This window comes from Larkinella soli (assembly GCF_003703975.1).
GTDB classification, from domain to species: Bacteria; Bacteroidota; Bacteroidia; order Cytophagales; family Spirosomataceae; genus Larkinella; species Larkinella soli.
Window position 1 is genome coordinate 60,789 of sequence record NZ_ML112622.1, and the last position, 17,798, is coordinate 78,586.

Consider the following 17,798-nt stretch of genomic DNA (forward strand, 5'->3'; position numbering starts at 1 on the left):
AGGTCTGGAAGGCAAAAATGCCGAAAAAAGCCTCCTTAGCTCAGCTGGTAGAGCGACGCATTCGTAATGCGTAGGTCGCAGGTTCGAATCCCGTAGGAGGCTCATTTTTCAGATAAGGGTTAATCAGTTTTCGAGCGTAAAACCTCAAAATCAACTGATTAGCCCTTTTTGCTTTATCGGACTTTATCGAAAGAAGTACGGAATAATCAAGTAAATCCGTCCCCTATTCCGTCCCCCGTATTTAGAATATTTGTAACTTGGAACTGACCAAACCAAGTTTACCAATGAAAACCATATCGGATAAGGACATTAAGTTCTTACTCAAAGACGCCCGCGCCGACCGGCCAACGCTCATTAACCTTGTTTTCCGCTACGATAACGCCCGGTTCAAGACTTCTACCGGCCTCACGATTGAACCTTACCAGTGGGACATTTCCAACCAACGGGCGTACACCAATCAAAAGAGCCGGGCCGCTCGTGAACCGTTTGAAACAATTAACGCTCACCTCGACCGTTGGCGGTCTGCCACGAAAAAGGTATTGAACGCGCTGCAACTGGCTCAAATCCCTTTTGACAATGAAACGATCAAACAGCACCTCGACACAGAGTTAGGCCGGGCCAAAAAAGTCAAAGTAGTTGAGGAAAAAACGGAATCGTTTACTGAATACATTGAGCGGTTTGTGAAAGAGGCTGAGGCCGGAAAACGGCTAAACTCAAAAAGTATGCGGTATGCCCGTTACACATTGGCCGGGTACATGAAGTTAAAACGAATCCTAGAGCGCTACCAGGCCGAAACCCGTAACGGCATTGATTACAATGACTTTTCACTCGATTATTACCACGCCTTCAAACTTTGGTTAACCGGCCGTGGCCTGACGCTCAATTACGTTGGTACATTGCTCAAAGACCTTAAAGTAATGTTGAAACAGGCTCATGCCGACGGACTGCACAGCAATAACGTTTATCAGCATCGGGATTTTAAAAAGTTGGTGGAGGACGTAGATAATGTGTACCTCACCGATGAGGAATTAACAAGACTCTACAACCTCGACCTATCCGCTAACGCCCGACTAGACCGGGTTCGTGACCTGTTTCTGATTGGCTGTTACACTGGCCTTCGGTTTTCCGACTTCTCAGAGTTACGACCTGAAAATATTACCCACAACGGGCGTATCCTGACGCGTAAGACGCTCAAAACCTCTGAACGAGTTTCTATACCCCTCAACCCTAAAGTCCTTTCTATCCTCAACAAATACGAAGGTATTCCCCCGCGCACGATTACAAACCAGAAAATGAACGATTATCTGAAAGAGTTGTGCCGATGTGCCGGGCTGACAGACTCTGTAGAGGTGAGCCGGACCAAAGGAGGCAGGAAGGAAACGCGTTACATTGAAAAGTGTGAGATGGTAACAACTCACACCGCCCGCCGGTCTTTTGCCACCAATGCGTATTTGGCAAAGGTTCCGACCGTTGCTATTATGAAGATTACCGGGCACCGCTCGGAGGCTGTGTTTTTACGGTACATCAAAATTTCATCGGAGCAAAACGCACTATTGATGCTCGAACATCCACACTTTAACGGCTCGGCTGTACTTGTAGCGGGTAATTCGTATTAAACCAAACAAACGGCTATGCAAGGCATATCGGCTAAATACATATTCACAGGGGCAAACTAAAACGCTGACCATTGAGCCACTGCTGAAAACCGACTGACCATCGGGGTTAAGGAATTATTAACCAATGACCAAACCAGGGTAGGACCTATGTTTTCTACTATGATCACAGTCAGTAATTTGTTAAGGAGAGCAATCAATGGAATTGATTATTTAATAAGAAATAATAGCGACTTAATTTCTTCTCCTTATGAGATTGAAGTCTATGTGAAAAAGGCGAAAAGTTCAATTATGAGTCTAGAGCGTTTGGACGATGATGATCTACTAGATCTATTTAAAAATGAATTAGCTACTAACTATTTGAATAATAATAAAAGAACTGAACAGTTTCAGGTAATCAATAAAATCCACAGTCAGGTGTTTATGCTATGGGACACTTTAGGTGTATATCAAAATACAGACCTATCGCATTTAAGTAAAATAGTACCCGATGCTGATATTTACGTCTTTGAGCGAATTAGGCATTACGCAAATGAAGCATCTTCCGAAAATATATGGGAGCGGGCCTACTTTACAATTCACGAAATAATAGATATATATTTTAGCGAATCTGAACGAACTAACCACTTGTTATCAACTTTTAATGCAGAAGCCATACAAGTAGCACTGTCTCAGAGGCCAAACACAAAATTTAAGTGGAGAGGGAGTAAAACGGATTTTGCAGAACTGGTCTGGGCATTAGCAAAGTCACAAAGAATTATTGATAATACAACAAACAAACCGGTGACCATAGATATGCTAGCCAACCAACTAGGTTCACTGTTTGGAATGTCTATAAGTAATCCAAAGCAATTAATGCAGGCGCGTAAAGACTCTTTTAAGGCTTCTGAAGATGGTATAACGTTTATTACCTCCCTATCTGAATTGGTGGAACAATACATAGGTAGTAAGTGATTTAATTATACTTGGTTATAGTCAAAGTTATAGTATAACTCTGAACAGAACTGTTCCTGCCAACTTTGGGCCGTACCAAATCAGATACGGCCATGTACGGCACAGTAACACAAATCCAGATTACACCCGACCAGTTGACCGAACTGGTACAAAAGGCGGTTCGCTCTGAGCTAGCGAATTATACCCCGCCCGCCCCCGAAGGATTCGACCTTCCTGAACTGTTGACGCGCCGACAAACAGCCGACGTTCTGCAAGTGAGCCTAACCACCTTGCACGATTGGGCAACGGATACCGACGACCGCCCGGCCGTACTAGTTCCACGCAAAATCAACGGGCGCGTACGCTACCAAAAAACGGATGTATTGGCCGCGCTCAAACAACCGCGCCGGTTTAAACCCAGTAAGGCCAGGGAGGGCCAAGGTTTATGAATATGGTTTTAAACCTATCTGACCAGCATCATACCAAATACACCCGTATTTCTGAAGTTGGCGTAACACTAAAGGCACTATTACAGGCATGCAGTGAATACGAAAATGAGATAACTCAAACGAGTGACCCCGAGCGGGTAATGATTTTGCGGCTTGAACAAGCAAAGACAAGAGAAGTGTTTCAAAAATTAATGGATACTATTGATGAGGCTAGGGAGGGCCGGAACCAATGACGTATCTACCTACCTCCCACCATCTGACGTACCGGCTTGATGTTGACCGGGGCCGGTACATTGTCAAAGAATGTGAGCCGGGGTTTTGCAAGGTTCCGCGTGAATTGATTGTTGAGGAACGGCGATTTAATGACAACATAGACGCCGAATTTATCCTACGTGGTCCCGAAACCAAGAAAAAGGAAACAGGTACGGGTAAAATGTCAGCACGAAAGATTACGTTCTTTACCGGGCTGCAACGGACCGACTACGCGGGCGTTTACATCGGTAATGTGGTAACGTTCGGGCAGGGAGGTAGTAAAGTCCGCAACGGGGTTATCGTTCAATTCTCGACCGATGCCGGGCGTATGACTCTCCGCTACTTCCCGGCTTATTATCCATTCCCTAAAGACCGGGCCGCCTTTGTAGCGTCCATTGTAGGCCGGGGGCTTCTTTAAATCTTTCCTCATGTAACGAACCGCCCCGCGCGGGCACTTACCACACGTTGACCGTGGGGGCGGGTTCACTTTGCCATGTTCGACGGAATCACCATACTTGACGTTTCGGTAAACGTTGATGCACTGCTGACAAACGAACGTTTGACGTTTGGAACGTTGGTTGATGAGCAAAACGGGGTCATTCTTAATCCTGTCAGAAAGACACATGACCGGGGGCTAACCTTTCGGCTCGTTCCCCGCCGAACCGGGCAGGGGTATCGGGTTGAGGTAAAAGGGAGTCTGCACAAATTCCACAACAACGGGTTGCATAATGCCGATCAATACACTGTCAACGATCTATTGCTGACGCTGGATCAGTTGTCAACTGAATACGGTTTTAACCTGGTTGATTCGGTCATCAATAACATAGAGTTTGGCGTAAACGTTGAATTGCCGTTTCCAGTTGCCAAAGTCTTAGAAAACCTCATCTGTTACAAAAACCAGCCGTTTGAGGTGGATAGCCATAGCCCGATCCCGTATTACGTCTGTGATCGACAACGCTACGTCGTAAAAATGTATGACAAAGGCAAACAGAAAGGGCTAGCCGCTAACGTGCTACGGTTTGAGATTCGGGTTAGAAAGATGAGGTACTTTGACGGTACGGGGGTTCGACTGCACACCCTGGCCGATTTACTAAACGTAGTTAACTACGGACCGTTAGGCCTTCTACTGGTCGATACGTTCAGTAATATTCTGTTTGACGACCCGGCTATTGATCCAAAAGGCATGAGCAACGATCAGCGGCATATCTACCAGCAAGGCCGGAACCCGCGTTACTGGCATACGCCCGACAATCTAACGCCAAAACAGGCCGCAACACACCGCCAACGTTTGAGCCGGAACAAAAACCGTTTCCGGGCCTTGCTCGATCAGTACGGTAGTAACTGGCAAGGTGAGGTTGCCGCGCTCATCCGTCAAACGTGGGACCAATTAACTAGCGTTGACGACCACTTACTGACACGCATTAATCAACACAAAACAGCCTGGCAAAATCTAACAAAACCTAACATTTGGAACGGTTTCACGGGGAGAGAATACAGTGAGGAAACAGTGATAAACGAGGGGGAAACCTGTCACAAATTAACCGGTTTTACCCCGCCTGTCTGTCACGAATTAACCGACTCCCCAACACCCCCACTGTCACAAATTAACCCTTTATATTCCGGGGTACCTTGTGACAGCAGGAAATCCGACCAGCCGCGCCTGGTAGTGTGCCCTGTAACGGGCGTCATGATCGAACAGCCACGGCCGGGGCAAAGGTTTGTTTCAAGTGTCGTTTTGCGGAATGACGACGACTTATTGCTGACGCTCAACCGCCAACATCGGAAATACGCCAAAGGCTCGAAAGAGGACCAATACAGCCGGGCGGCTCACAATGTCCGCAACCGGGAGAGTAACGAGCGCAACAACCTGGCCCGGCGATTGCGTCGTGTACTCGACACGCCCGGTTTGTTTCCACCTGCTGAGGGAATCCGCCTGACCGATGAGCAGCGGGCCGCGCTCGACTATTGGCGGGGAACTCCCTATGAAGTCCGGATTACATAGCGTAGGTTCCCTCCGGCGTTTGCCGCACCAGCGCCAGCGCAGCCAGCGTATCTAACAAGGGCTGCACTTTCCCGGCGTTGGTTCGCTGGAACAAGGCGGCAACCTGTTTGGCACTGAGCGGAACGCCCGCCTGTTGAACGGCATCCCGAACAGCCTGCATCTGTTGGGCTAGTTCTTTCGGCCATTCCTTTTGACTGACTTCTTTGGCGGTTTCCTTTGTCGTTGTCTCCGTTAGTAAGTTGATTCCTAACTGCTGCTGTTGGCCTGGAGCCTGGTATTCGGGACGTAGGTAGCGAATATGCCCGGCGGCTTCTTCGGCGGCTCGTTCGTGGTTTAGCCGGACAAGGCGGGTTAGTATTTCGCCCTCCGGTAGATCGTGCGGCCATCCGTAGGCATCAGCCACGGCCGCATCAATCTGTTGATGCAGACTGAGGACCACCGAACCCAAACCTTGCTGATTGATCGTTTGCTCTTTGGCGTTCAGCGATTCGCCCGCCCGCAATTTTTCGACTACGTTGTAGAGGTCGGTTAGCGTCAGAGCCGGGTATGCGGTCTGTTGGCGTTTGCGGTGTGCGTCTAATTGTTCAGCCAGTTCACGAATACGGTTTTGCTGTTGCGGTGTTGCATCGGGGAATGGGAACGGGTCGAAACAGCGGGTTTTATTATAACGTGGGGTATTACCTCCTAGATCGCCACCAGCCGCTAGTGCCCAAACTACATGAATATTACTCGATAAAACTCCAAGAGAGTAGGCATTATCCAAGGCAATTGCAACCAGCATGTTATCTGGTAATATTTCAGCATTTAAAAACTGAAAGACACGGTGTTTAGCAGTTTCAACCGTAGCTATATAACGTTTAATTGATCTGATAGCCGCTCTTAATTCATCTCTAGTACGACCATGTAACCACCACTTTTTTTTGACATTCGGCTCTTTGCTTATATCGCGTTCCGGCTTCACTCGTTCAAGAACATGCTGGTATGCAATTGGGTATTGCTGAAGGGCTTCAGAGTCAGACAAACCAAAAAAATCAATCACTTTTACACCTCGGCTATTCCCTGTAAAATCTTTACCATTTAAATAGTCCTTAATCACAGTTACGTTAGAAGGATCTTTTTGCAAAATAGCGTCTGCTGTTACTTCATCTAAAATAAATCCTGATCCATACAATTGCATTCCTCGATTAGATAAACCCTCATTGGCCTTTAGTGGCTTTGCCGAATCAAGTTCAGCACCTATTGTTAGGTCAGATAGGATTGCTCCTTGTTTTATAGAAAAAGAAACTTCGGCGGCATCATCACCAAGGGGTACACTTTCAGACTTGACCGTTAATAGATTCCCATTTATTGAACCTATTCCCCTGCGTTCTACAACTGTCATGGCAATTCTCACAGCCGCCCCATCCGCACTTTCCACCCACGGATGGTCAGGGATAGCAAACGTTAAGACCAGTTCGGATTTATCACCTTCCAAAAAAGGCTGCATCACGCGCCGGTTAAATGTCTGTTTCAGGCTGTTTGTAGTGATAAAACCGAATCGTTCGGTATTTCCCTGTTTAATTTGTTCAGCTGCGTTATACCACCAGTACATGACCAGATCAGCCGAATCCGGCACTTTGCCTTTGTAGGTCTTTCGCAAGGCTTCCGTATAGCCATCGCCTAATGCTTCACGCATTCGGGCCGTTCCAACAAACGGCGGGTTACCGACAATAAATTCAGCTTGCGGCCATTCCGCAGGGCGGGGGTTTGGGTAGTCGTACACCGTCACGCGGGCGGTTTCGTCGGGTACGGGTTGGCCGGTAACCGGGTGTAGTTTGGTCGTGACCCCGTCCCACCGCGTAATGGGTTGGCCGTTGGCATCGACACGCGGAACGGGCGGACCGTGCTGCAACACGGCGTCCTGTTGCTGGATATTCTCATATTCATCTAACAGCGGTTCGGGTAGCTCGCTCATGCCGTGGGTCCGTAGGTGCCATTGCAGGTAACCGATCTTTAAGACCACGTCGGCAATCGCAGCCGCACGAGGGTTCAGTTCCAGGCCCAACAGTTGCCGGGGCGAAATAGTCGTCCCTCCGCTGAGGTTGAGCAGGGCGGTTTGGCCGTAGGAGTTGATAGCCGCCAATACCTCCCCCTCCAATCGTTTCAGGTGTTCGAGCGTCACATACAGAAAATTGCCCGAACCACAGGCCGGGTCCAGAATTTTGATACTCGTCAGCCGCCGTAAAAACCGTTCCAGTTCGGCGCGGGCGGCTTTATCTTTGCCTTCCTCCAACAGCCGCGCGGCCGCAGCCTGAGCAGCCGCCCATTCCCGGCGCAGGGGTTCCAGCACCGTCGGCAGCACCAACCGCTCGACGTACCGACGCGGGGTATAGTGTGCGCCCAAACTATGCCGTTCGCGCGGGTCTAACGCCCGTTCCAGCAACGTGCCAAAAATGGCCGGTTCCACGGCTGTCCAGTCGGCTTCAGCAATAATTCGATTTGATCGGCCGTCAGCGGTAACGCCCTGGCATCGTGAAACAGTTTCCCGTTGAATTTGCGTACCCTGGCCTTAAGGTCCGGGGAAAAACCGCCCGCGTCCATCGTTCGCCAAAGGGTTTGTAAGGCATCGGGCAAGTATTCGCGTAGTTCCGGTTGAGCGTATTGGCGCAGCATACCGGTAAAGGAATCTTTCGGAATCAAGCCCACGTCCTCCGAAAACATCGTAAACAGACACCGCATCAGGAACTGAGCCACCAAATCCGGTGACTGTCCGGCCCTCTCTAATTGCGTCGATAGTTTGGCAAGGTATTCAGCTAGTTCGCGCGTCACGCGGGCCGAACGGCGGCTTGGGTCCAGTTCGCGCGGGTCAGTCCATATCAGCCGCAACATATCCCGCGTTTCCTCATCGGCCAGTTTCGACAAGGGGAGCCGGTAACGGGTTTGATCGGGAAAGGGTACGAACTGATCGCCAACTCCCGCGAAGTTACTGTATACGTCGATGCAGTAACCCACATCGGCCACCAGGACAAATAGCGGCCGAGGTTCGTCGGCAGGTAAGGCCCGCACGTACCCTAACGCCTGTTGTCGGGCGGTCTGCATCATTTGCCCCCATTTGGTAGTACCCCGTACAGCGTGACCTTTCCGGCGTTTTTCGGCCGATAGTCCTAATTCGGCGCGTTCAGCGGCCTTTTGTTGGTCGGGTGTTTCAGTGCCCTGTTTGGTTTCCAGCACGAAACAGCCTCGTTTGTAAAGGTCTATTCGGCCGGTACTCCTTTTGCCATGGTCATTAAACTCCACCGCCCGTTCAAGTACGTAGGCATCTTGAGCGGGGTTATCGGTTGTAGGGTCAGGCCGGGAAACACCGATTAAATCGCAAAGGTCTTGTAGGAATAGTCCATAGTTGGCGCGTTCGGCACCGCCCGCCGGTTTCCAACGGGCTTCAAATTCGGTATAGGTCACAGGTGAATACGACGATATGAGTACTTAAAAATATTAGGGGATAATTACTCAAAAAAAAGAACTGTTCTAACCGCCTTTACCCATAATTGGTAAAAGTCAGTTGATGGATAGGGAGAACCAGGGAGGGGTACTGCAATTCTCTAGCCAAAACGAAATTTGCGACCGCTATGGTAGTTTCTAATGTATAAAGGCAAAACTCAGGGGGGGCCCTTGCCTTCATATTTAAACAGCGGCATGACTATAAGTGACACTAGTCTAGAAAAAAGAGCGTTTACCTGAGATTTTGCATCCGGGGAAAAGGCATAATAAAATAAACGTGGGCCAGCTCACACAAAAAAAGCAGCAGGAGCAGAACTCACAAGAAAAGGGCGTTCTATGCTGGTAGAAACGCTTAAGATGGCGGCAGGTAATGATCTTCGTGGGTGTACCCGTATTCGGCTACTTTCTGCGCTCGATACCGGTATAGGTCCGGGCTGTCGGGTGCCCAGGTATTCAGGCCGTCGACGTAGCGATTAAACATACAGAACGCGGCCGCAATCAGGACCGTATCGTGAATGTCACGGTCGGTAGCCCCTTCGGCCCGGGCTTTTTCGATCTGTTCGGTGGAGACCTGTTTCCCACCCTGCTGCACGCTGCCGGCAATAGCCAACAGCGCTTTCAGCTTATTCGAAATCGCAGCCTGCGTATAATCCTGCTTTACCGATTGGACCAGAGACCACTCGGTATCGCCCAAATGGTGGCTGGCGACGGCACCGTGAATGGTCTGGCAGAAAAAACAGTCGTTTTTAGCGGATACGTAGGTACCGATCAGCTCCCGTTCCCCTTCGCTAAGCGTCGATTCGGGATGGGTTGCGTTCGTGCGCAACAGGACGTTGACCAGGTCGTTGAGGGGGCGGGCCGTCTCCGGGCTGAACGCCATCGGTCCGCGAATACCTGGCAGGCCAGGCAGAAAATCAATATGAGGCATCGTTCTGGTTTGTTTAGTTCGGTGTAGGTAATACGTATCCCAGCGTTCCCATCCGTTCGCCCATCGCTGCGTAAGCCGCCGGGTCCTCCGGAGTTAGCGTTGCCAGCCCATCGACGTAGCGGTTATACATCGAGAACGAAGCAGCGATCAGCACGGTGTCGTGGATATCGCCGTCGGTGGCGCCCTCCGCCCGGGCGATCGCCGTCACTTCGTCCGTCACGGTGCGGGCGTCGGCGGTAACGCACCGGGCAATGGTGAGCAACGCGCGTAATTTTGGGGAAATTGGTGCCGTTTCCGGGCTTTGGAGCACCTGATCGACGAGGTCGGCCCGGTCGCCGAAAAGATACCGCGACGCGGCCGAGTGGCTGTTCCGGCAAAAATCAGTATTATTCTGATTCGACACATAGGCAGCGATCAGTTCCCGCTCGGCATCGGCAAGCGTACTATCGGGCGAGCCCGCACGCAGCAACGCCTGAGCGAGTTCGTAGAGCGACTTTCCCGTATCGGGCCGGTAGATCACCAGGCTGCGGATGCCCGGCGCTTCGTTATTAAGTTGAATATGAGGCATTGGTTGTCTGTGTTAAAATGAAAAGCGATAATTCTTCCCGGTAGCGCCGGAAGCTTCCAGCGCTACCGGGAGAGCATTATGTGACCGCCGGTCGGTATCGGAGGAAAACCACGAGCCCGGCGACCAGGAAGGCGATTGAAAAAACAAGCAGCGCGTGGCCGAATCCGCCCAGGGCCGCCACCATGGTACCCACGAAAAACACCGCCGTCGCCGTAAAAAAACGACCGATGTTGAAACTGATGCCGGCCGCCGTCGCGCGAATCCGTACGGGAAATAAGGCGGGAATGATGCTTGACAGGGCTCCTTGGCTGATACCGAAAAAGAGCGCCACAAAGGCGGTTTCGGCGTAAATAACCGGTGTAAACTCCCGATTCGACAGGAACAGCAGCGCGCAGCCGCCCGCACAACCCGCAAAGGTGAGCAGTAGCGTTCTTCGCGAGCCGAGAAGCCCGATGAGCGGCCCCGACAGTATTCCGCCGAGAATACCGCCCATTCCGAGTAGCATCATGGTCAGCCCCCGCTCCCGCGCACCCACCGGAACGCCAGCCTGACTGCCCATCTGAGCGCCTGCCTGGCCGTCTGCCAGCAGCGACTGCACCCAGGTCGGAATCCAGGAGAACGTTCCCCATAGCCCGATCAGGACCGCGCCAAAGACCAGTATGCCCGTCACCAGGTTGGCCCGGTCGGTCGGCGACCAGGCTTTTTCGGGTTTCGGCTGCCGGCGCAACTGGGCCCAGTGGGCCGACTCGGGCAGAAAAAACAGCATCAGGACCGCGACCAGAACGGGAATCAGGCCCAGCCAGAACGCCTGTCGCCAGAGAATCAAGCCGGCGTTAAGTCCGCCGGTTGCCACAATCCCTACCGGAAACATAACGGCCAGTACACCCAGCACTACCGCCCGGCTTTTTTCGGGCCAGATTTCGGACAGATAGACCGTCGTGAGCAGCAGGACCCCGCCTACGCCCGCGCCCGTCAGAAACCGGCAGACCAGCAGGACCGGCCAGTTGGGTGCGAAAACGGTAAAAAGCATGGCTACGCCGTAAAGAGCCGTCACGAAGGCGACGGCTCGTGCCCGGCCCAGCCGGTCCCCGACCAGCCCGAAAATCAGACCACCGCTCATCCAGCCGTATAAAAAAGCGGCGTTGATGTAAGCGCCGATATCACCCAGCTGCCCGTTGGAAATCGATTGGCCCAGCAACTCCGGTACGGCGACGGGCAGAAAGGTCGCCATGAGGGTAGAGGCCGTTCCGCCCAGCGCATACGAGAGCGCGCACAACCCAAAAGCGAACCAGTTGGCCGCCAGGGTTTGCGGTTGGGTTACGATTGCTGCCATGCTCTTTTCAGCGTAATCCCGGATCAAAGATGAGTGACAGATAGTACAGTCCCCCCACCGCCGGCGATCCATACGCCTGCACCACGTACTGATTGGTCAGGTTGGTGGCGCCGAGCTTCACGACGGTTTTCACAACCGGAATCCGGTAGCTGAGCTGGGCGTCGAGCAGGTGGTACGCCGGTACGGGTCCCGGAATGAGCGCATTGAACGATCCCACCCAGTCGAAGCCCGACTGCCAGTGCCAGGCGACGTTGAAGCCGAGGTTCGGCGTAATGGACCGGTGGCCGACCGTCACGTTGGTTTTAAAACGGGGCGTATTAAAGGCCGCTACGTTATTGGGGTCGGCGTTGCGAATATCGAACGAGGACCAGGTTCCATTGGCCCCGATCTGGTAACCGCCCGGGGCACGGTACGTCAGGCCAAGCGTCGCGCCCTGGGACGATACCTTGTCCGGAGCGTTGGTGTAGAGCTGAAACGCCTGAACCCGACCGCTCAGGATATCCTGGGCCGCGGCCGGATTCGGTTTGCCGTCCGATCCCAGCACCGGGCTGGCCGGACGCAGGACGACCGTATTGAGAATAAAATTCGTGTACACGCCGTAGTAATAATTGGCGTCGACCGACAAGTGGGGGTTGAGCAGCCCGCGGTAACCGATCTCAAAGCTATTGACGCGTTCGGGCGCAATGTAGGGAACGTTCGACTTCTGAAGTTTGTCCTTGTTGTTCAGGACCGCCTGTTGTGGCCCTACTTTGCCCACATCGGCGCCGAAACCGGCGCCGAACCGATTAACGCTGGCAGCGGTATATGAATTTTCATACACGTTCATGCCCGCGCTGTTGCTGGGTGCTCCGCCTAAAATCGTGATGGGTCCCACATTGAGTTTGATAAACTGATCGGAGGGCGTAGGGTTTCGGAAGCCCGTCTGGTAGCTCGCCCGGAAGTGGTGCCGGTCGGTGGCCGAAAAAACCGCCGAGGCCCGGGGCGTAAAATAACCCGCAAAATTCTGGTTTTTATCGTACCGTCCCGACACGGTCAGTTTCAGTTTGTCGGCCAGCAGCGATCGGCTGATTTGGGCGAACGCGCCGTATTCGTAGTAGAGAATACGGCCCCCCTTGTCGTCGAAAAGCGTCCCGTTGGTGAACAGGCTATACCGCCGGAAATTACCGCCGACCAGCACTTCCGCCGCATTGTTAAGGGCCGAGGTCAGGTTATACTGGCCGTCGGCGTGCCACATGCTGGTCTGGCTCAAGATCCCCGCGCCGGCTAGGCCCTGAATGGCCGTCAGCCGGTTCTTCTGGGCGTCGAATTCGGTAGTGCCGGGCAGCAGTCGTCCCTGATCGGCAAAAGCCCGGGCCGCCGGATGCGAGTTGCCGCTCACATTGGGGATGGTGCCGCTATAGGCCGCCGCGTACCGGTTGAACCAGGTGTCGTCGGCCTTATCGGGCGTGACCACGTTGCCGCTTAGGTCGCGCACCCAGGTCCGGTTGATCTGCTGGCCCAGCGAGCGCGTATTGAACGAATCATGCGAGTCTTCGGCATTGCTGTACCAGCGCACGAAAAACTGCCGGCCCCGCAGCTCAACCCGGTGCTGGGTGAGCGAGAAGCCGTTGACCGAAAAGCGGTTGGAGCCCGTGTAATTGGCGGTTCCCTTGGCGTAATTAAAGGCGTAGATCGCTTCCAGTTTCGGTGTAATGCGGTAGTGGAGCGCGCCGTTCAATTTCAGACTATATACGTTGTAGTCAGTCAGGTCTTTCTCCTGGTAGGCTGTCCGCGACACCTGACCTGCTCCCGTTAGCGTCCGGACCACCTCGTCGCCGTAGCTGTTGAGTTCATTCCGAGCCGGGTTCTGCGCGCCCCGGAGCTCGCTGGGGGTGGCCTGGTTGACGTCGGTGTAATCGGTGGCGAACCAGTCGAGCCCCCACAGATAGGACGCGTTCACCTTAAAGGCAAAGCGGTTGCCGAACGCTTTGGCGTAACGGATGGCGTGGTCGTTGTACATGGCTGCTCCCGCGTTGGGATCGCCCAGGTGGTTCACACCCACTTTCGCTTGAACACTCAGGCCCTGGTGCGTAAACGGATCTTTACTCGTCATCAGCAAAGCCCCGTTAAAAGCGGCCGGACCGTAAAGGGCCGAAGCCGCGCCCGGAACGAGTTCTACATTATCGGCGTCCAAGTCGCTCAGGCCAAACATGTTACCGACGGAAAATCCGAACCCGGCGGGCTGGTTGTCCACCCCGTCGACAAGTTGCAGAAAACGGCTGTTACCCGTACTGGCAAAGCCCCGGGTGTTAATTTGCCGGTAGGTCAGGCCGCTGGTCACCATATCGACACCCTTCAGGTTATTGATTCCCTCGTAGAAGGTAGCAGACGGAGTTTCCCGAATGCTGCGGGCATCCATTTTTTCGATGGTAACCGGTGCCCGGACGATGCGTTCTTCAACTCGGGAGGCTCCGACCACCACCTCTTCCAGCTGGTTGGGAGCCGGATTCAGGTGAATGGCTAACGGAGCCTCATTACTGGGAGCCGAAATCGTTTGGGGTTCATAGCCAACCATCGAGATCCGCAGCGTGAGCGGCCCTTTGTGACTGACCGGCAGTCGAAAAGCGCCTTGGTCGTCCGTCGTGGTGCCCGATACCTGGCCTTTTACGGTAATGGTTGCCCCAACGAGGGGCCTATTGGTTACCGGATCAAAGACTGAACCGGTAATTTGTCCCGATTGCGCCAGGGAAACGGTACCACTGAGCCAAAACCAGGCGTAAAGTAGGGTGAGCTTTATTTTATTCATGCGGAATGCTGCGTTAAGAGTTGTTGGTTACGGACTGCGGGGCAGGGTAGCCTCCCGGGGGGCGGTTATAGCCCCGGTTCACAATGCGGTCGCCCAGCGTATCGTAATAGGCCGGATCACTGGGCGTTGCGGTAGCCAGGCCGTCGACGTATTTGTTGTAAAGACAAAACAGGGCGGCGATCAGCACCGTATCGTGGATTTCAAGGTCAGTGGCCCCGGCGGTTCGGGCGCGATCGACAGCCTCGGCGGTGACCGCCCGTCCGGATTGCTGCGTCAGCGCAGCGATCTGCAGCAACGCTTTCATTTTATCGCTGACGGGCGCGGTTTCCGGGTCGGCTTTCACCGCCGCCGCAGTTTTGTCGTCGCCCAGTAGCAGGTCGGCGGCTTTCGAATGAGCGGCTGTACAGAAGGTGGTATGATTTCGCGACGAGACCAGGGCCGCGATCAGTTCGCGTTCGCCCTGGGTAAGCGTTGAATCACCCCGAAGAAGAAGCTGGGTCAGTTCCCGAATCGGCCTAGCCGTATCGAGCCGGTATTCGAGCAAGCCCGTTATACCCGGTAAATGGTTCGGTAGAGGAATATGAGGCATGAAGGAATGCAATGAGGAGATTGATGGTCAGAAATTTCCAAACACGTCGTCTTCGGCGAACGGCATACTTCCGCTCGCCGTCGGGAAAGCGGAGTCCGGACGGTGTAAAACAATCAGAAAATCGGCCTTAGACTTCGGGTGGAGGACTCGAAACCCGCAGAGCTACTTGGGGGAAAGAAAACGGTTGTTCAGGAATCTGAATACGGTTGTGCCAGTCGAACGATTGAAAATGAAAGGCGATGCGGGACGTGGGGGAATATTCCTTCAGCAAAAACTTCAGCAATGAACTGGCTTTCTTGGGCGAGTCGCCCGAGCCGGTCACGTGTTTCTGCATGAACGAAAGCAGATCCCGCTGCCAGAACGAATCACGGTCCGTTTGAAGTCCAGCGATGAAGAGGGTGTCGCCCTGGATGGTCATGCTGACGACTGAATAATACTGCCCCCGGTAAGTAAACCCATCCGAGTTAGTACGGGTAATTATGCCGGCGTCGGGTTTGTCTTTGAGCGGAATCTGAAATTCGATGAGACTGTCGACCGAGCGGTACACCTTCAGCCGTCGGGAGAGATCGTGCTCAGCCTGCCACCACATTCCGATCCACACCAGTACATAGGCCAGAATGTGGAACAGCAGTAAGACAAATAGCCCGATCGAGATTGCCCTCTTCAAACTAAAGTTGGATGGTAAATTTTCCCAAGTATACTGCAAAATAGTAAACAAAGCTATAGTTTACAGGTTATATCAAATCCATTCCGGACTTTGGCTACGGCCATATGGAGGTAGAAAGGCTAAAACGGTATACGCTGCCGGGCATTTTACCTAAATTGGTTTGTTTTAATCACCTGGATGGCATGATGGGAGACAGGAATATTTAATCTCATGATACGCCCGAATAATGAGGCATATCATGCATTTTGCTTTGTCTCACATACGAGCGTTTTAGAAGATAGCAAATGGTCTTGAAGCGGGGCTAAATTATGACAGAAGAATTTCCTGTATCCGTTAGGAAGGATTGGAACTGACTGGCTTCATGGCCAAGTAAATCGAGTGGCCGATTAACCATAGACCCATTAATGCCAGCATACTCAAGAGCCCGTAAGGAGCCGTCACTCGAATTCCTGCGGGCACTACTCGGTCAGAAATCGGATCGTAGTGCACCGCCAAACTATCCAATTGAGCGGTGCTCCGGAAATGTTTTCGGGGACTGTGGACCGAATAAATACGCCCATAATACTGAATGTAAATTTTATGTGGGGACTTCAGGGTGCCAATGCCTTTCACTCGTCTTACGATGGGCATCTTCATGATAGGCCACTGCTGCTGAATAACCGCTTCTTTCTCCCCATCTTCGTAAATTTTAAATGTGAGAAAGAGGATGATCAGTCCCATTAAAAGAGAGAACCAAATTTTTTTCTGATCTAACGAAGTCCTCATAGGAAGAAGCCAACGGATGCTTTGGAAAGGTAGCGAAGCAGCAATGTTTCAGTCAATCATTTTGTGTTAAAAGGGGATAAACGGGAACTGCACGTCAACAATTGATAGTTCAAAAAAGGAGGGTATTAAGAGATTTTGTGAAATTGGGCCGACAACCTGGAGTAACCTGGAATAGTACGCACCCATCAGTAAGAATTATCTATTGGGTGCATAAGCCCCTTCCAGCCTGGAAACTGGAGGCAGACTACACACTCACAATTTTCGAGATCACTGGCGAGAACGCGCATTTCGGGGCGGATCGCCGCTGCGAGTCAATACACCCCCGGGAATCAGGTTTTCAGTTCGCGCTTGCCGGTAGAGCCGGAACCTCGTTCACCCCATTCCGATAATCCAGTAGCTCTTTTTCGGTGGCAAATAGGCTGCTTTGCGGGCGCAGAAACTCCACCGAGATACTCATTCGGGGTAATCCCTTCGTACTGCCCTGGGGTTTCAAGTCATAGATTCCATTGCTCACCACTAACTCATGGGTTTCATTTCGGTGACGAATGACGATGCTGTTCGAAAGGCTACCATCCAAAATGATTTGAATGATTTTGGCCTCGAAATAAGGATATTGAGAGTCCACCCCACAAAATTGATTGACCCACACGGTATCACCAATCAGGAACGGAATGTCTACGGGCTTCAGCGAAAGCTTCATGGAAGTTGTGATTTGGGAGCAACTTGACCGACAGCTTGCGAGTGGGGGCGGGAAGGAACTCAGTGAAAACTGATTAACCTAAAGGTACGATTACTATTCTGATAAACAATAACTTATTGCATATTCTGGACTGGAACGATTTTTATCGGCATCGCTCTGGCTGAAATACCTATCGAACCCAATTGAGGGGTTAGTCCCTTACGCCCAAAAAGTGCGTTGAGCTGGCAAGCTGACCGTCTCCAGCTAGTACTCTTTCAGTTCTTTAAGGCAAGATCTGTATTCCTGACCCTAGTCAATCTAAAAGTTATTGGGAGCGGCACATCGTTTCCAGTACTCGATGATGAGCGACAGGGTTTCTTCCAACGCCGTTAAACTATTTTCTTTAATGAAAAAGCCCTGTACCGATAAGCTATAAGCGTCAATGATCCTTTGCTGATCCACAGCGGTTGAAAAGAATAAGTACGGGATACACTTTAGGCTTAACTGGCTGTCGGTGTGAATTTTATTCCGTAAGGCAAACCCATCTAATTTGGGCATATTGATGTCCGAGAGGATTAAAAACGGCACATCATTCATTTGATTTAAGTACTCCAGGGCGGCCTCCCCATCGGAGAAATAGATCACTTTGTTGGGATGTTGGAGTTTTTTAAAAGCCAGATCGAGCAGTAATTGATCGTCATCGTCGTCTTCGATGACAATAATGGGTCCGCTTTTATTCATGAGGAAGGGAGTAGAGA

16 protein-coding genes and 1 tRNA gene are annotated in these 17,798 nt (G+C 52.0%); 6 read left to right on the plus strand and 11 right to left on the minus strand.

The genetic code is table 11. The annotated features are described in order from the left end of the window. Nucleotides 1-29: 29 nt before the first annotated feature. The 6 genes from DX909_RS00300 to DX909_RS00325 all read left to right on the plus strand — a co-directional run bounded on the left by DX909_RS00300 (nt 30) and on the right by DX909_RS00325 (nt 5,249). A tRNA-Thr gene (locus DX909_RS00300) sits at nt 30-102 on the plus strand. Nucleotides 103-284: 182 nt separating this feature from the next. Further along, nucleotides 285-1,616, plus strand: a complete 1,332-nt coding sequence (locus DX909_RS00305) for a site-specific integrase (protein ID WP_128543053.1) — start codon at nt 285-287, stop codon at nt 1,614-1,616. Between the two features lie 159 nt (nt 1,617-1,775). Then, nucleotides 1,776-2,567 (plus strand): RteC domain-containing protein, encoded by a 792-nt coding sequence (locus DX909_RS00310; RefSeq protein WP_164851153.1) that lies wholly within the window; start codon nt 1,776-1,778, stop codon nt 2,565-2,567. Nucleotides 2,568-2,659: 92 nt separating this feature from the next. Then, nucleotides 2,660-2,995 (plus strand): helix-turn-helix domain-containing protein, encoded by a 336-nt coding sequence (locus tag DX909_RS00315; RefSeq protein ID WP_128543055.1) that lies wholly within the window; start codon nt 2,660-2,662, stop codon nt 2,993-2,995. A 433-nt stretch (nt 2,996-3,428) separates the two neighbouring features. Continuing rightward, entirely contained in the window at nt 3,429-3,665 is a 237-nt protein-coding gene (locus DX909_RS29840; protein ID WP_229310880.1) for a hypothetical protein, read from the plus strand. Between the two features lie 75 nt (nt 3,666-3,740). Further along, on the plus strand, nt 3,741-5,249 hold the full coding sequence (locus DX909_RS00325; RefSeq protein ID WP_128543057.1) for a hypothetical protein: 1,509 nt from the start codon (nt 3,741-3,743) through the stop codon (nt 5,247-5,249). Here the strand turns inward: DX909_RS00325 and DX909_RS00330 are convergent. From DX909_RS00330 to DX909_RS00375, 11 genes are all read right to left on the minus strand, one after another. Further along, on the minus strand, nt 5,242-7,695 hold the full coding sequence (locus DX909_RS00330; protein WP_229310881.1) for a class I SAM-dependent DNA methyltransferase: 2,454 nt from the start codon (nt 7,693-7,695) through the stop codon (nt 5,242-5,244). The genes DX909_RS00325 and DX909_RS00330 overlap by 8 nt on opposite strands. Further along, complete coding sequence (locus DX909_RS29845; protein WP_229310882.1) at nt 7,653-8,687, minus strand: type IIL restriction-modification enzyme MmeI; 1,035 nt, start codon at nt 8,685-8,687, stop codon at nt 7,653-7,655. The genes DX909_RS00330 and DX909_RS29845 overlap by 43 nt, the downstream gene beginning before the upstream one ends. A gap of 391 nt (nt 8,688-9,078) precedes the next feature. Then, complete coding sequence (locus tag DX909_RS00335) at nt 9,079-9,654, minus strand: carboxymuconolactone decarboxylase family protein (protein WP_128543058.1); 576 nt, start codon at nt 9,652-9,654, stop codon at nt 9,079-9,081. A 13-nt stretch (nt 9,655-9,667) separates the two neighbouring features. Beyond that, the gene (locus DX909_RS00340) at nt 9,668-10,222 is read right to left on the minus strand and encodes a carboxymuconolactone decarboxylase family protein (RefSeq protein WP_128543059.1); all 555 of its coding nucleotides are present in this window, start codon (nt 10,220-10,222) and stop codon (nt 9,668-9,670) included. Nucleotides 10,223-10,298: 76 nt separating this feature from the next. Beyond that, nucleotides 10,299-11,555, minus strand: a complete 1,257-nt coding sequence (locus tag DX909_RS00345) for an MFS transporter (RefSeq protein ID WP_128543060.1) — start codon at nt 11,553-11,555, stop codon at nt 10,299-10,301. 7 nt (nt 11,556-11,562) lie between these two features. After that, nucleotides 11,563-14,340: a TonB-dependent receptor gene (locus DX909_RS00350; protein WP_128543061.1), complete on the minus strand. Its 2,778-nt coding sequence runs from the start codon at nt 14,338-14,340 to the stop codon at nt 11,563-11,565. 13 nt (nt 14,341-14,353) lie between these two features. After that, nucleotides 14,354-14,929 carry a carboxymuconolactone decarboxylase family protein gene (locus DX909_RS00355; RefSeq protein ID WP_128543062.1) on the minus strand — a complete coding sequence of 192 codons (576 nt, stop codon included), beginning with the start codon at nt 14,927-14,929 and terminating at the stop codon, nt 14,354-14,356. A 127-nt stretch (nt 14,930-15,056) separates the two neighbouring features. Then, nucleotides 15,057-15,596, minus strand: a complete 540-nt coding sequence (locus DX909_RS00360) for a hypothetical protein (RefSeq protein WP_128543063.1) — start codon at nt 15,594-15,596, stop codon at nt 15,057-15,059. Nucleotides 15,597-15,929: 333 nt separating this feature from the next. Further along, nucleotides 15,930-16,316: a hypothetical protein gene (locus tag DX909_RS00365; RefSeq protein ID WP_128543064.1), complete on the minus strand. Its 387-nt coding sequence runs from the start codon at nt 16,314-16,316 to the stop codon at nt 15,930-15,932. Nucleotides 16,317-16,698: 382 nt separating this feature from the next. Beyond that, the gene (locus DX909_RS00370; protein WP_128543065.1) at nt 16,699-17,061 is read right to left on the minus strand and encodes a hypothetical protein; all 363 of its coding nucleotides are present in this window, start codon (nt 17,059-17,061) and stop codon (nt 16,699-16,701) included. Between the two features lie 297 nt (nt 17,062-17,358). Beyond that, nucleotides 17,359-17,781 (minus strand): response regulator, encoded by a 423-nt coding sequence (locus tag DX909_RS00375; RefSeq protein ID WP_128543066.1) that lies wholly within the window; start codon nt 17,779-17,781, stop codon nt 17,359-17,361. Between the last annotated feature and the right edge of the window lie 17 nt (nt 17,782-17,798).

Bases quoted from the DNA above. Each gene is read 5' to 3' on its own strand.
- DX909_RS00305 (WP_128543053.1), top strand. From the start codon at position 285: ATGAAAACCATATCGGATAAGGACATTAAGTTCTTACTCAAAGACGCC.
- DX909_RS00310 (WP_164851153.1), top strand. From the start codon at position 1,776: ATGATCACAGTCAGTAATTTGTTAAGGAGAGCAATCAATGGAATTGAT.
- DX909_RS00315 (WP_128543055.1), top strand. From the start codon at position 2,660: ATGTACGGCACAGTAACACAAATCCAGATTACACCCGACCAGTTGACC.
- DX909_RS29840 (WP_229310880.1), top strand. From the start codon at position 3,429: ATGTCAGCACGAAAGATTACGTTCTTTACCGGGCTGCAACGGACCGAC.
- DX909_RS00325 (WP_128543057.1), top strand. From the start codon at position 3,741: ATGTTCGACGGAATCACCATACTTGACGTTTCGGTAAACGTTGATGCA.
- DX909_RS00335 (WP_128543058.1), bottom strand. From the start codon at position 9,654: ATGCCTCATATTGATTTTCTGCCTGGCCTGCCAGGTATTCGCGGACCG.
- DX909_RS00340 (WP_128543059.1), bottom strand. From the start codon at position 10,222: ATGCCTCATATTCAACTTAATAACGAAGCGCCGGGCATCCGCAGCCTG.
- DX909_RS00345 (WP_128543060.1), bottom strand. From the start codon at position 11,555: ATGGCAGCAATCGTAACCCAACCGCAAACCCTGGCGGCCAACTGGTTC.
- DX909_RS00350 (WP_128543061.1), bottom strand. From the start codon at position 14,340: ATGAATAAAATAAAGCTCACCCTACTTTACGCCTGGTTTTGGCTCAGT.
- DX909_RS00355 (WP_128543062.1), bottom strand. From the start codon at position 14,929: ATGCCTCATATTCCTCTACCGAACCATTTACCGGGTATAACGGGCTTG.
- DX909_RS00365 (WP_128543064.1), bottom strand. From the start codon at position 16,316: ATGGGACTGATCATCCTCTTTCTCACATTTAAAATTTACGAAGATGGG.
- DX909_RS00370 (WP_128543065.1), bottom strand. From the start codon at position 17,061: ATGAAGCTTTCGCTGAAGCCCGTAGACATTCCGTTCCTGATTGGTGAT.
- DX909_RS00375 (WP_128543066.1), bottom strand. From the start codon at position 17,781: ATGAATAAAAGCGGACCCATTATTGTCATCGAAGACGACGATGACGAT.